General features: G+C 72.0%; 10 protein-coding genes. All 10 read right to left on the reverse strand.

Going from position 1 to position 13,961, the window contains the following annotated elements:
• Nucleotides 1-64: 64 nt before the first annotated feature.
• Nucleotides 65-1,156, reverse strand: a complete 1,092-nt coding sequence (proB, locus tag CLV56_RS17340; protein WP_245857978.1) for a glutamate 5-kinase — start codon at nt 1,154-1,156, stop codon at nt 65-67.
• Nucleotides 1,153-2,646, reverse strand: coding sequence for a GTPase ObgE (gene obgE, locus CLV56_RS17345; protein ID WP_100415346.1), 1,494 nt, complete (start codon nt 2,644-2,646; stop codon nt 1,153-1,155). Before obgE ends, proB begins: the two co-directional genes overlap by 4 nt.
• A 97-nt stretch (nt 2,647-2,743) precedes the next feature.
• The gene (gene rpmA / locus CLV56_RS17350; RefSeq protein ID WP_039349188.1) at nt 2,744-2,998 is read right to left on the reverse strand and encodes a 50S ribosomal protein L27; all 255 of its coding nucleotides are present in this window, start codon (nt 2,996-2,998) and stop codon (nt 2,744-2,746) included.
• Nucleotides 2,999-3,019: 21 nt separating this feature from the next.
• The gene (gene rplU / locus CLV56_RS17355; protein WP_039349185.1) at nt 3,020-3,328 is read right to left on the reverse strand and encodes a 50S ribosomal protein L21; all 309 of its coding nucleotides are present in this window, start codon (nt 3,326-3,328) and stop codon (nt 3,020-3,022) included.
• Between the two features lie 117 nt (nt 3,329-3,445).
• Entirely contained in the window at nt 3,446-6,328 is a 2,883-nt protein-coding gene (locus tag CLV56_RS17360; RefSeq protein ID WP_100415347.1) for an Rne/Rng family ribonuclease, read from the reverse strand.
• Nucleotides 6,329-6,526: 198 nt separating this feature from the next.
• Nucleotides 6,527-7,300, reverse strand: a complete 774-nt coding sequence (locus tag CLV56_RS17365) for a TIGR03936 family radical SAM-associated protein (RefSeq protein WP_211288180.1) — start codon at nt 7,298-7,300, stop codon at nt 6,527-6,529.
• A 32-nt stretch (nt 7,301-7,332) separates the two neighbouring features.
• Nucleotides 7,333-8,538, reverse strand: coding sequence for an MFS transporter (locus tag CLV56_RS17370; RefSeq protein ID WP_157805211.1), 1,206 nt, complete (start codon nt 8,536-8,538; stop codon nt 7,333-7,335).
• Between the two features lie 105 nt (nt 8,539-8,643).
• On the reverse strand, nt 8,644-10,599 hold the full coding sequence (locus CLV56_RS17375; RefSeq protein ID WP_039349182.1) for a TIGR03960 family B12-binding radical SAM protein: 1,956 nt from the start codon (nt 10,597-10,599) through the stop codon (nt 8,644-8,646).
• 65 nt (nt 10,600-10,664) lie between these two features.
• Nucleotides 10,665-11,867 carry a rod shape-determining protein RodA gene (rodA, locus tag CLV56_RS17380; RefSeq protein ID WP_245857979.1) on the reverse strand — a complete coding sequence of 401 codons (1,203 nt, stop codon included), beginning with the start codon at nt 11,865-11,867 and terminating at the stop codon, nt 10,665-10,667.
• The gene (gene mrdA, locus CLV56_RS17385; protein ID WP_245857980.1) at nt 11,864-13,960 is read right to left on the reverse strand and encodes a penicillin-binding protein 2; all 2,097 of its coding nucleotides are present in this window, start codon (nt 13,958-13,960) and stop codon (nt 11,864-11,866) included. Before mrdA ends, rodA begins: the two co-directional genes overlap by 4 nt.
• Nucleotide 13,961 lies beyond the last annotated feature (1 nt).

Here is a 13,961-nt window from a genome sequence, read left to right on the forward strand (position 1 = left end):
ACGACGCCCGTGGAGGGCCCGGACGATGTTGATGGAATCCCCCGTTTCGGGCGGGAGCGCGACCTCAGACCAGCACGACGAGGTCGTCGCGGTGCACCAGCTCGCGCTCGTACTCCGGGCCCAGCTCGACTGCGAGGTCCCGGGTCGAGCGGCCGAGCATCTTGGGCACCTCGGTGCTGTCGTACGCCACCAGGCCGCGCGCGACCGCGGTCCCGGCCTCGTCGACGAGGTCGACGGGGTCGCCGGCGTCGAACGTCCCGGCGCACCCCGTCACGCCGGCCGGCAGGAGCGACGCGCGGCCCTCGGTCAGCGCCCGGACGGCGCCGGCGTCCAGCGTCAGCGTGCCCTTGCCCGTCGTCGCGTGCGCGAGCCACAGCAGGCGGGTGGGGCGGCGGCGGCCGGTGGGATGGAAGGTCGTCCCGACCTCACGGCCGCCGTTCAGGGCGAGGTTGACGTTCGCGGCGCTCGTCAGGACCACCGGGATGCCCGCGCCCGTGGCGATCCGTGCCGCCTCGACCTTCGTGACCATCCCGCCGGTGCCCACGCGCGAGGCGCCGGGCGCGGCGATGTCGACGTCCTCGAGGTCGGCCTCCCCGTGCACGTGCCGGAGAAGACGCGCGCCCGGGCGCGACGGGTTCCCGTCGTACAGACCGTCCACGTCCGACAGCAGCACCAGACGGTCCGCGTGCACGAGATGCGCCACCAGGGCGGCGAGCCGGTCGTTGTCCCCGAACCTGATCTCCTGGGTCGCGACGGTGTCGTTCTCGTTCACCACCGGCACCACACCCAGATCGAGCAGCCGCGCGAGGGTGCGATAGGCGTTGCGGTAGTGGCCCCGCCGTACGACGTCGTCGACGGTGAGCAGCACCTGGCCGACCACGAGGTCGTGACGGGCGAACCGCTCGGTGTAGCGGGCCATCAGCAGGCCCTGACCGACGCTCGCAGCCGCCTGCTGCGTCGCGAGATCGCGCGGACGGGTGGGCAGCGTCAGGGGGGCGAGCCCCGTGGCGATCGCACCTGAGCTGACCAGCACGACCTCGTCACCGCGCTCCCGCACCGCTGCGAGGGCGTCGACGAGGCTGTGCAGGCTGGAGAGCTGGAGACCGCCGTCGGCGGAGCTCAGCGAGGACGAGCCGACCTTGACGACGACCCTCACGCGTCCTCGTCCTCCTCGGACCACAGGTCCTCGGCCGCCGACGTGCGCTCGCGCTCCTCGCGCGCGACCCGCTCGTGCTCACGGCGCGCGGCGAGCGCCTCGCGGCGCTCCTTGGTGGTCCGCCGGTGGTTCTGGACGAGCCGCTCGTCCTCCCCGCGGCGTGAGCCGAGAAGCTCGGCCCCGGCGACGACCTGCGGATCGAAGTCGAAGACGACCGCGTCGTCGGTGCTGCCGATGACGACGTCCTCGCCGGCGGCGGCGCCGAGCTCGAGGAGCCGGGCCTCGACCCCGAGCCGGGCCAGCCGGTCAGCCAGGAACCCGACCGCCTCGTCGTTGGTGAAGTCGGTCTGCCGGACCCAGCGCTCCGGCTTCTCACCCGTCACCCGCCACATCTCACCCTGCCGGACCACGGAGAAGTCGTCCCCGCCGTCCGCGGACGGCGGGCTCAGCACGATCCGGCGGGCGGGTGCGGGCTCGACCGTACGGCGCGTCGACGCCACGACCTCGGCCATCGCGTACGACAGCGCAGCCAGCCCCTCGTGGCTGGCCGCGGAGATCTCGAACACCTCGAGGCCGCGATCGGCCAGCTCAGCACGGACGAACTCGGCGATCGTCCTCGCGTCCGGGACGTCGACCTTGTTCAAGGCGACGAGGCGGGGACGGTCCTCGAGCCCGCCGTACGCCGCCAGCTCGTTCTCGATCACGTCGAGATCGGTCAGCGGGTCACGGCCCGGCTCGATCGTCGCGCAGTCGATCACGTGGACCAGCGCCGCACAGCGCTCCACATGACGCAGGAAGTCGTGCCCGAGACCACGACCCTGGCTGGCGCCCTCGATCAGGCCGGGAACGTCCGCGACCGTGAAGGTGGTGTCGCCGGCGACCACCACGCCGAGGTTCGGGATCAGGGTGGTGAACGGGTAGTCGGCGATCTTCGGGCGGGACCGCGAGAGCGCTGCGATCAGGCTCGACTTGCCGGCCGACGGGAAGCCCACCAGGCCGATGTCGGCGACGACCTTGAGCTCGAGCGTGATCGTACGCTCGTCGCCCGGCTCACCCTTGAGCGCGAACCCGGGGGCCTTGCGCTTCGACGAGGCGAGCGCGGCGTTGCCGAGGCCGCCGCGGCCGCCGTTCGCGACCACCAGCTCGGTGCCGGGACCGATCATGTCGGCGAGCAGCTCGCCGTCGCCGGACCGGACCACGGTCCCCTCAGGAACCTCGAGGACCAGGTCGTCGCCGGCCGCGCCGCTGCGGTTGCCTCCGCTGCCGTGCAGTCCCTTGCCGGCCCGCCGGTGCGGCTCGTGGTAGAAGTCCACGAGCGTGGTGACCTGAGACTCGACCCGGAGCACGACGTCGCCGCCCCGCCCGCCGTTGCCGCCGTCGGGGCCGCCGAGCGGCTTGAACTTCTCCCGGTGCACCGACGCGATGCCGTTGCCGCCGTCGCCTGCCTTGACGTGCAGCGTCACCCGGTCGACGAATGTCGGAACCGCCATCGCGTCTGCTCACTCTCCTCTGGGTCGGCCCGGAACGGACGAAGGGGCGGGACCCGCACTCGTGCGGACCCGCCCCTTCCTCGTGAAGTCCTTCAGGTCACTCCGCCGGGACGACGTTGACCACGCGGCGCCCACGGCGCGAGCCGAACTCGACCGCACCGGCGGCGAGCGCGAACAGCGTGTCGTCCCCACCGCGGCCGACGTTGGTGCCGGGGTGGAAGTGGGTGCCCCGCTGACGGACGATGATCTCGCCGGCGTTCACCTGCTGACCGCCGAAGCGCTTCACACCGAGGCGCTGGGCGTTGGAGTCGCGGCCGTTCTTGGTAGAAGCGGCGCCCTTCTTGTGTGCCATCTGCTCGAGCCTACTTTCGCGTCACTTCGAGATGCCGGTGATCTTGACCTGGGTGTAGTGCTGGCGGTGACCCTGGCGCTTCTTGTATCCGGTCTTGTTCTTGTACTTCTGGATGACGATCTTCGGGCCCTTGGTCTCCCCGAGGACCTCAGCCGTCACCGACACCTTCGCGAGGCTGTCGGCGTCGCTGGTCACCGACTCGCCGTCGACGAGCAGCACCGCGGGGAGCTCGACCGAGTCTCCGGTCGCGCTGGCGACCTTGTCGATCTCGATGACGTCGCCGACCGCGACCTTCTTCTGCTGGCCGCCACTGCGCACGATCGCGTACACCGCCGACTCACTTCCTCACTGGTTGCTGCTGCACGTTGTCGAAACTGGGGGTGGTGCCCGGCGAGACCGCTGCGGGCACACAGATCAGCGCGCACGTGAGCGCACCGACGCACTAGTCTACGGAGTCGTCTCGGGCCCGGTCAAAACGGGGTCGGCCGACTCGCTGTTCATCGTACCGGGTGCCTCCACACCGGCCTCGTCGCTGCCGGAGGACGTCGCAGAGGCGGGCTTGCGGCGGGAACGGCGACGCTTCGGAGTGGCCTCCGCGGGCGTCTCCTCGCCGGCAGGCTCGCCCTTCGGCTGCTCGTCCTTCGGCTGCTCGCCCTTCGGCTGCTCGTCCTTCGGCTGGTCGTCCTTCGGCTGGTCGTCCTTCGGCTGCTCGCCCTTGGACTGCTGGTCGCCACCCTTGGACTGGCCGCCCTTGCCCTCGTCCGACTTCGCCTTGCGGTTGCGGTTGCGGCCGCCACGCCGGCCCGATTCGTCCGAGGACTTCTTCGGCTCGATCGGCTCGTCGTGGATCATCAGGCCGCGACCGCCGCAGTGCTCGCAAGGCTCGCTGAACGCCTCGAGCAGGCCGGTCCCGATCCGCTTGCGCGTCATCTGGACCAGACCGAGCGAGGTGACCTCGGCGACCTGGTGCCGGGTGCGGTCACGGCCGAGGCACTCGACGAGGCGCCGCAGCACGAGGTCGCGGTTGCTCTCCAGCACCATGTCGATGAAGTCGACGACGATGATCCCGCCGATGTCGCGGAGCCGGAGCTGGCGAACGATCTCCTCGGCGGCCTCGAGGTTGTTCTTCGTCACCGTCTCCTCGAGGTTGCCCCCGGACCCGGTGAACTTGCCGGTGTTGACGTCGACGACGGTCATCGCCTCGGTCCGGTCGATGATCAGCGATCCGCCGGAGGGCAGCCAGACCTTGCGGTCGAGCGCCTTCGCGATCTGCTCGTCGATCCGGTGGGCGGTGAACACGTCCCCACGGCCCGAGCCGTCCCAGACCTCCACACGGTCCTTCAGGTCGGGGGCGACGTGGCTGACGTAGCCCTCGATCATGTCCGAGGCGTCCGAGCCCTCGACCACCAGGCGCGAGAAGTCTTCGTTGAACAGGTCGCGGACGACCTTGATCATGAGGTCGGGCTCGCCGTACAGCAGCTGCGGGGCGGAGCCGGATGACTTCTTCTCGATGTCCTTCCAGCGGGCGTCGAGCGCCTCGACGTCGCGGGTGAGCTGCTCCTCGGTCGCGCCCTCGGCCGCGGTCCGGATGATCACGCCGGCGTCGCCCGGGAGGATCTCCTTGAGCAGGGCCTTCAGTCGGGCGCGCTCGGTGTCGGGGAGCTTCCGCGAGATGCCGCTGCTGCGCCCGCTGGGCACGTAGACCAGGAACCGGCCGGGAAGGCTGATCTGGCTCGTGAGGCGCGCGCCCTTGTGGCCGACCGGGTCCTTCGTGACCTGCACGAGGACGGTCTGGCCCGACTTCAGGACCTCTTCGATCTTGCGCGGCTTGCCGTCGCCCAGCTTGCTCCAGTCGACCTCGCCGGCGTACAGGACGGCGTTGCGACCCTTGCCGATGTCGATGAACGCCGCCTCCATCGACGGGAGGACGTTCTGGACCCGGCCGAGGTAGACGTTGCCGATCATCGAGTTCTGGGACTCGCGCGACACGTAGTGCTCGACCAGGACACCGTCCTCGAGCACCGCGATCTGGGTGCGGTCCTCGCGCTGGCGGATCACCATCTCGCGCTTGACCGACTCGCGCCGGGCCAGGAACTCGGCCTCGGACACGATCGGTGCGCGGCGACGACCGGCCTCGCGGCCCTCGCGGCGACGCTGCTTCTTGGCCTCGAGCCGGGTGGAGCCGGAGACGCTGGTGATCTCGTCCTCGGGGCTGCGGGGCTCGCGCACCTTGACGACCGTGTTCTCCGGGTCGTCGGGCGAGGACTCCCCCGAGGAGTCGCCACGGCGGCGGCGACGGCGGCGCCGGCGGCTCGATCCGCTGGTCTGCTCGGCGTCGTCGTCCGATCCGGCGGTGTCGGACTCGCTCGCGTCGCCGGACGACGCGTCCGGGCCCGCGGCCTCGTCGGACGTGGCGGCAGGGTCGTCGACGGACTCCCCCGCGCTGTCGGCGTCGTCGGAGCCGTTGCCCGAGCGACGGCGGCGGCGACCCCCACGGCGACGGCGGCGGCGCGCCGGTGTGCCGTCCCCGTCCCCGTCCCCCGTCTCGCCGTCGGCGCTCTGCTCGTCGGAGGACGTCTCGGCCTCGCGGTCCTCGTCCGGCGTGGAGTCTGCGGCCTTCGACTCGCTCGTCTCCTCGCCTGCCGACTCGGCGCGCGCCGGAGCCGTGCCCGGGTCGGGGGCCTGGAACAGCGGCGCTGCTGCTGCGGAACCGCGGCTGCGCTTGCGGGGCTTGCGGGTCGCCTCGGCGGGCTCCTCCGTGGCATCGGCCTCGGAGGCCGGGGCATCCCCGGTCTGTGGGACGGTCGGGTCGTCCGTCGGCTCCTGGTCGTCGCTCGCCGGCTCGGTGTCCGCAGGCGCCGCGGCCTTCTTGGCCGCCGTCTTCTTGCTGGTCGACTTCTTCGCCGCGGCCTTCTTGGTGGCCTTCTTCGGCGGCTCGTCGGCAGCGGTGGTCTCGGCTCCTTCGCCCGCGTCGGGAGCCACCGCCGCGTCGCTGTCCTCCGCGACGGGCTTCTTGCGGGCACGCGTCCGCTTCTTGGGCGCCTCGGCGGCGTCCGAGGTGGCAGCGTCCGAGGTGCCCGCGTCCGAAGCGGCCGCGTCAGAGCTGGCCGCGTCAGAGCTGGCCGCGGCGGCAGCCTGGGCGGTCGCCTTCTTCGAGGCACCGCGCTTCTTCGGCGGGTCGGCGACCGGCTCGGAGAAGACGGCCGCGCTCGGAGGGCCGGCCGGACGGGAGGCGGCCCGTCGCCGTCTGGTGGTCACCGTCGCGGCCGCAGCCGGCTGGTCACCCGACTCCTCAGGGGTGGGAGTGGGTGTGGTGTCGTCGTCGAGCATCTGCTCTCCTTCGCCCCGCTGATGCTGCGCGGCAGCACCTCGAGGTCACGTTCGTCGCCGCGTGCTCCCTGTGGGGCACCGCGGTCGCAAGCCTTCGGTCGGCCCGGGTCCCCGGGCTACGGCGACGCTCCCCAGCTGGTGTCGGCCTGTCACTGGCTCCCCGTCCGCCGCCGCGGTCGACATCGCAGGCTTCAGCGCCTACGACGCGTCGCGGTCGGTCGCGAACGGATCGCCGACCGTGCCGGTCTCCGGATCGAGCGGACCCTGCGCCACCCGGGTCGCCACGGGGACGTCGGAGGGCGCGAAGTCCGCGACGGCGCGAAGCCCGGCGAGAACATCGTCGGGTCGAACGGACGGGGTCCCGTGCCGCACGACCAGGTCCAGTATCGCACACCGGTCCTCACCGTCCGGGTCGGCCGCGCCGACCAGGCTCACCACCGCGGCGCGGGCGTCGAAGCTGCGGAGCCCCTTCTTGGTCATCCGTTCAACGGTGACCTCCGGAGCCTGCATGAACGCCTCAGCCGCCCGTACGGCGTCCTGCGGGGCCACGCCGGTCAGCCGCAGACGCCAGGAGCTGGCCTGGAGCCGCTCGGCCAGCGCACCCCTCCCCTGGGCACCGACTGTGACATCGAGCACATCCAGTCCGGGCGGCAGCGCCGCGTCCAGCGCGCGGTGGACGTCGGCGGGGTCCAGCGGCCGGGTGACGCCGATCTCGAGGTACTCGGCCTCGCTCGCCGCCCCCGTCGGCGCGGCGCCGGCGTAGGAGATCTTCGGGTGCGGCGTGTAGCCCGACGAGTACGCGATCGGCACCCCGGCCCGGCGTACGGCCCGCTCGAAGGCCCGCCCGAAGTCGCGGTGGCTGGTGAACCGCAGCCGCCCCCGCTTCGCGTACCGGATCCGGAGTCGCTGCACGGTCGGCAGCTGCGGGTTCGGCGCCTCGGGATTGGACTTCGTGGGATCGGCGCTGGTCACCGTGCGAGGGTACCGGGCGGCCGACGGGGAGCTCAGCGGCGGCGCAGGGTGTCCTCCAGGGTCGTCCCGCGCGCGACCGGCGTGCCGGCGATCGCGATGCCGATCGCCGCGACCGCGAGCACGGTGATGGGCACGGTCCAGTCTCCGGTGGTGTCGTGGAGCACGCCGGTCAGCAGTGGTCCGAGCGAGGCGAGCAGGTAGCCGAGGCCCTGCACGAAGGCCGACAGAGCCGTGGTGGCCGCGGGTGTGCGGGTCCGCTGCCCGATCATCGTCAACGACCACGTGAAGGCGCCGCTGCCGATCCCGAGCAGGATCGACCACAGCAGCACCAGCTGCTCCGGCCCGAGCAGCACCCCGAGCCAGCCCGCGACCGTCACGGCGCCGAACGTCCAGGGCAGGACGGCAGGGCGGACCCGGTTCATCACCCAGGGCAGTGCGAGCGTGGTCGGGATCCCGGTGCCGGCCAGGATCCCGAGCATCAGGCCGGCGTACGCCTCCGAGTGCCCCTGGTCGACGAGGATCGCGGGGTACCAGCCGAACTGCGCGTAAGCCTGGGCGGACTGCAGCGCGAACAGGGCGACCATCTGCCAGGCCAGGGGCGACGACATCACGACGCGCATCGGCAGGGGCGCGACGTGCGCCGCCGCGCGCACGTCGTCGCGCAGCAGCCAGATCCACGGGACCAGCGTCGCGACCGCCAGCACCGCCCACGAACCCAGACCCACCCGCCAGCTGCCGGCGGCGTCGCTGATCGGGACCGTCACCATCGACGCGATCGACGCGCCGCCCACGATCGCGGCGCCGTAGACCGCGCTCACCATCGGGATGCGGTCGGGGAAGTACTGCTTGACCAGCGGCGGCAGGATCACGTTCCCGATCGCACAGCCGGCCAGGGACAGCGCCGAGGCGAGCACGAAGACCGTGACCGAGGACGTCGCCGCGCGCAGGAGCAGGCCGGCGGCGATCACGACGAGGGCGAGGGCGGCCGTACGGGTGAGCCCGGCACGCCGGATCGCCTCCCCTGCGAACCCGCCGAAGACCGCGAACGCCAGCACGGGCAGGGTCGTGAGGAGGCCGGCGAGCGTCGGTGAGATCGACAGCGCGTCGCTGACCTGGGTCAGCAGCACCCCGAGACTCCCGACGGCCGCGCGGAGGTTGAGTGCCAGAGCCACGATCGCGACGAACGCGATCACCCGCCCGCTGCGAGGCGTCGTCGCCCCGATGGTTGCGTCACTCACCGGACCAGCCTGCCATGCGCCCGTCCCGTCCCCGATCCGGGCACTCCGGGCAGGAATCGGCACCCTTGCTCTTCCCCGGAACGCCCGCATCGGGGACGGTGAGGGTCAGACGACCGACAGCGGCAGCAGCTTCTGGCCCGTCGGGCCGATCTGGATCTCGGTCGACATCTGCGGGCACACGCCACAGTCGAAGCACGGGGTCCAGCGGCAGTCCTCGACCTCGATCGCACCGTCGGGATCGATCGAGTCCTGCCAGTCCTCCCACAGCCAGTCCCGGTCCAGCCCGGCGTCGAGGTGGTCCCACGGCAGCACCTCGGCGTACTCACGCTCGCGGGTCGTGTACCAGTCGAGGTCGACCGGCTCGTCGGCCAGCGCCTCGGCGGTGCAGCGCTCCCACCGGTCGTAGGAGAAGTGCTCGCTCCAGCCGTCGAAGCGGCCACCGTCGCGCCAGACCGCCTCGATCACGCGGCCGACCCGGCGGTCGCCGCGCGAGAGCAGTCCCTCGACCGTCCCGGGCTTGCCGTCGTGGTAGCGGAAGCCGATCGCCCGACCGAAGCGCTTGTCCGACTGCACCGACTCACGCAGCTTGCGCAGCCGCTCGTCGGTGGTCTCGTGGTCGAGCTGCGCGGCCCACTGGAACGGTGTGTGCGGCTTCGGGACGAACCCGCCGATCGAGACCGTGCAGCGGATGTCGCGGCGGCCGGAGACCTCGCGCCCGGTCTCGATCACCTTCTTCGCGAGCTCGCCGATCTGGAGCACGTCCTCGTCGGTCTCGGTCGGCAGGCCGCACATGAAGTACAGCTTCACCTGACGCCAGCCGTGGGAGTACGCGGCCGAGACCGTACGGATCAGGTCCTCCTCGGAGACCATCTTGTTGATCACCTTGCGCAGCCGCTCCGACCCGCCCTCCGGCGCGAACGTCAGGCCCGAGCGGCGGCCGTTGCGGCTGAACTCGTTGGCGAGCGTGATGTTGAACGCGTCGACGCGCGTGCTCGGGAGCGAGAGCGAGGTGTTCGTGCCCTCGTACCGGTCCCCCAGCTGCTTGGCGACGTCACCGATCTCGGTGTGATCGGCGCTGGACAGCGACAGCAGGCCGACCTCCTCGAACCCGGACCGCTTCAGACCGTTGTCGACCATCGACCCGATCGTCTGCAGCGACCGCTCGCGCACCGGGCGGGTGATCATCCCGGCCTGGCAGAACCGGCAGCCACGGGTGCAGCCGCGGAAGATCTCCACCGAGTAGCGCTCGTGCACGGTCTCGGCGAGCGGGACCAGCGGGTTCTTCGGGTACGGCCACGCGTCGAGGTCCATCAGGGTGTGCTTGGCGACGCGCCACGGGACGCCGGGGCGGTTCGGGGCGACGCGCTGGATCCGTCCGTCCGGCAGGTACGAGACGTCGTAGAACCGCGGGACGTACACGCCGCCGGACGCGGCGAGGCGCATCAGCACCTCGTCACGGCCGCCGGGACGACCCTCGGCCTTCCACTCGCGCACGACCTCGGTGATCGCGAGCACGACCTCCTCGCCGTCGCCGAGCACGGCCGCGTCGACGAAGTCCGCGATCGGCTCGGGGTTGAACGCCGCGTGCCCGCCTGCGAGCACGATCGGGTCGTCGTCGGTGCGGTCCGCTGCGTGCAGCGGCATGCCGGCGAGGTCCAGAGCGGTGAGCAGGTTGGTGTAGCCCAGCTCGGTCGAGAACGAGATCCCGAACAGGTCGAACGCCCGGACCGGTCGGTGGCTGTCCACCGTGAACTGCGGGATCGCGTGCTCCCGCATCACCGCCTCCATGTCCGGGAAGACGGAGTAGGTCCGCTCCGCGAGCACGCCCTCGCGCTCGTTCAGCACCTCGTACAGGATCTGGACACCCTGGTTGGGCAGGCCCACCTCGTACGCGTCCGGGTACATCAGGGCCCAGCGCACGTCGACGGCGTCCCACTCCTTGCGGACCGAGTTCAGCTCCCCGCCGACGTACTGGATGGGCTTGCTGACGCTCGGCAGGAGCGGCTCGAGGCGGTCGAAGACCGACGCCGCGCCGGTCGACTCGTGAAGCTGTGCGGACATGGTCTCCAGGGTACGGCGACCTCCGAGGACGAGGAACCCGACCGGTCGACCCGGGCGCGGCGGGATCAGACGCGTCGGATCCGACCGGTCCTGCGGCCCACCGCGACCACCAGTCCCACCGCCATCGCGGCCGAGAACAGCGCCGTCCCGCCGTAGGACACGAACGGGAGCGGCACCCCCGTGACCGGCATGATCCCCAACGACATCCCGATGTTCTGGAACGACTGGAACCCGAACCAGCACGCCACCCCTCCGGCGGCCAGCCGGTCGAACGTGTCGGTCGCCCGTGCGGCGATCCGCAGGCACCGCCACACCACCACGCCCAGCAGCACCACGATCACCGCCGCGCCGACCAGCCCGAGCTCCTCTCCGGCGACGGTGAAGACGAAGTCGGTGTGCTGCTCGGGGACGAAGCCGGCCTGGGTCTGCGTCCCGTGGAACAGCCCCTGGCCCCACAACCCGCCGTTGCCGATCGCGACCCGCGCCTGGATCGTGTTGTAGCCGGCGCCGCGCGGGTCGAGGCTGGGGTCGGTGAAGGCCTCGAACCGGAGCAGCTGGTACTCGTGCAGGAACCCGGTCGCGATCGCGACCGCGATCACCCCGACCCCCGCGGCGACCAGGCCGAGCAGCCAGCCGACGCCGACCCCGGCGAGCGCCAGCACCCCCAGCACGATCGCGATCAGCACCATCATGGTCCCGAGGTCGGGCTGCGCGAGGATCAGCGCCGCCGGCACCGCCGCCGCCGCGAGCGCGATCACGACGTCCGTCGGCCGGACGGTCGAGCGCATCGCCGCCTCCGCCCGCTCGGCGAAGACCAGCGCCATCATCAGCACCACACCGAGCTTCGCCAGCTCCGCCGGCTGCAGCGACAGGCCGCCCACCGCCAGCCACGACTGCGACCCGTTGATCGTGGCCCCCACCCCAGGGACGAGGACGAGCACGAGCCCGAGCACCGCGAGCCCGTAGAGGGTGGGCGCCCACACCCGCAGCCACCGCCGGTCCGTCGCCGCCATCACGGCGCCGAGGGCCAGCGCGATCGCCAGGTTGATGCCGTTGCGGTCCAGGAACGCCGTCGGGTCTCCGCCGGTCAGGTCGTCGCGCGACGCGGTCGCGGACCACACCAGCACCGTCCCGATCACCGCCAGGGCGACCGCCGCGGCGATCAGCAGCACGTCGACACCCGCCACCCAGCCGAAGCCGCGGCGCCGGTCGTCGCCCGGCAGCGCGACCGGGCGGACCGTGCGCCCGACCCGCACCGGGGCGCTCACGGCGACCTCCGTACGCGGCCGTCGGCGTCGACCTTCGGCAGCGCCCGCGACGGCTCGGTGCCCTCGATCAGGGCCTTGTCGGGGCGGACCTTGCCGTTCTTCACCCCGTAGAGGCCCTCCCAGATCGTCCGGACCGCGTCGCCTGACGACCCCGAGCCGGTCCCGCCCTGCTCGATCATCATGACCACGACGAAGTTGCGGTCGTACGTCGCCAGCCAGCCGGTGGTCTGCCGGCCCTGCACCTCCGCGGTGCCGGTCTTCGAGCGGATCGGCACGTCGTCGAGGGGGAAGCCCGCGAACTTCCACGAGGAGGTTCCGACGCGTGCGGTCCCCTTCAGCGCCCGGTCGATGTAGCGCAGGTGCCGCTTCGAGACCGGGACGCGGCCCGCCTTCGACGGCTTGATCCGCCGGACCACGTCACCGTCCGCGTCCAGGACGGCCTTGCCGATCCGCGGCTCGTACAACGTCCCGCCGTTCGACAGCGCTCCGTACGCGACCGCGAGCTGGAGCGGCGAGAGCAGCGTCTCGCCCTGCCCGATCGAGAAGTTCACCGCGTCGCCGGCACGGTAGACGTAGCCGTCGGCGCAGAACTCGCGTGCGAACAGCCGCATGTACGCGCTGTCGATCTTCTCCGGGTTCCTCGCAAGCTTGCAGTACTGGGCCTTGTTGGCCTCCCAGTAGTCGCGCCGCCACGTCCGGTCGCCGATCCGCCCCGCGGTCTCGCCCGGCAGGTCCACCCCGGTCCGGCTGCCGACACCGAAGTCCCGCGCCATCCGCACCAGCGGGTCCGGGGTCTTCACGCCGGCGTCGCTGCCGCCCTGCTTCACCCAGTTCGCGTACGCGATCCGGTAGAAGAACGTGTCGCAGGACAGCTGGAGCGCCCGGTCGAAGGTGAGCGAGCCGTACGACGCCGACTCGTAGTTCTTGAACCACCGGTTGCCGACCTGCAGGCCCGACGAGCAGGCCAGCCGGGTCCCGGTGTCGTACCGCGCCTGCTCGAGCGCGCCCGCGGTCACGATCGGCTTGAACGTCGACCCGGGGGCGAGCTGGGCCTGGGTGACCCGCGACAGCAGAGGCGTGCCCGCGCGCTCGGAGTAGAGCGACTTCAGCCGCCGCGAGCTGATCCCGCCCACCCAGCTGTCCGGCTCGTACGACGGGTAGCTCGCCGCGGCGATCAGCCGGCCGTCGTTCGGGTCCATCACCACGACCGCACCCGCGCTCGCCTCGTAGTTGCGTCCCGTGACGTCGTCGTGGGTCCGGCGTGCCGTCATGATGGCCTTGCGCAGCTCGGTCTCCGCCAGCGACTGCACCGTCGCGTCGATGCTCGTGACCAGCGTGTCGCCGGCCTGCGGAGCCACCGCGTCGCCCTCCGAGACGACCCGGCCCCGGCTGTCGACGGCCTTGCCGGTCGTGCCCGGCACACCGCGCAGGTCCGCGTCGTAGCTGCGCTCCACGCCGGCGCGTCCGATCGCCGCCGACGGGGTCAGCGGGTCGTCGGAGTCCAGCGACGCGTCGTACTCGTCGGCCGTGATCGGACTGACGTAGCCGAGCAGGTGCGCAGCGTTCACGCCGGACGGCGCCGGGTAGTCGCGCACGTACCGCTGCTCGACCCCGACGGCCGTGAAGTCCTCCGGCCGCTCCGCGATCGCCAGCGCCAGGTCCCGCGGCACGTCCTCGGCCACCGGCACCGGCTCGTACGGCGAGCCGTTCCAGCACACCGGCGGCTTCGGCGCCCCGTCCTCGCCGCACAGCTTCGTACGGTCGACGACCCGCTGGTAGGAGGTGTCGAGGAGCGTCGCGAGCCGGCGCAGCACCGCGACCTGCTCGTCGACGTCGGTCACGGCGAGCGCCGACCGGTCCACCGTGACGACCCAGGACACGCGGTTGGTCACCAGAGGGCGGCCGGCGGCGTCGACCACCAGTCCGCGCTGCGGCTGCACCGTCACCAGCCGGGTGGTGTTGCTGCGCGCCTGCGCGGAGTACGCGTCGCCGCCGACGACCTGGACGTACCAGAGGCGCCCCAGCAGCGTCGCGAACAACGCCAGCGTCAGGACCTGCACGACCACGAGCCGCCCCGAGAGCCTGCGCTGCACC

Source organism: Mumia flava (genome assembly GCF_002797495.1).
GTDB lineage: Bacteria > Actinomycetota > Actinomycetes > Propionibacteriales > Nocardioidaceae > Mumia > Mumia flava.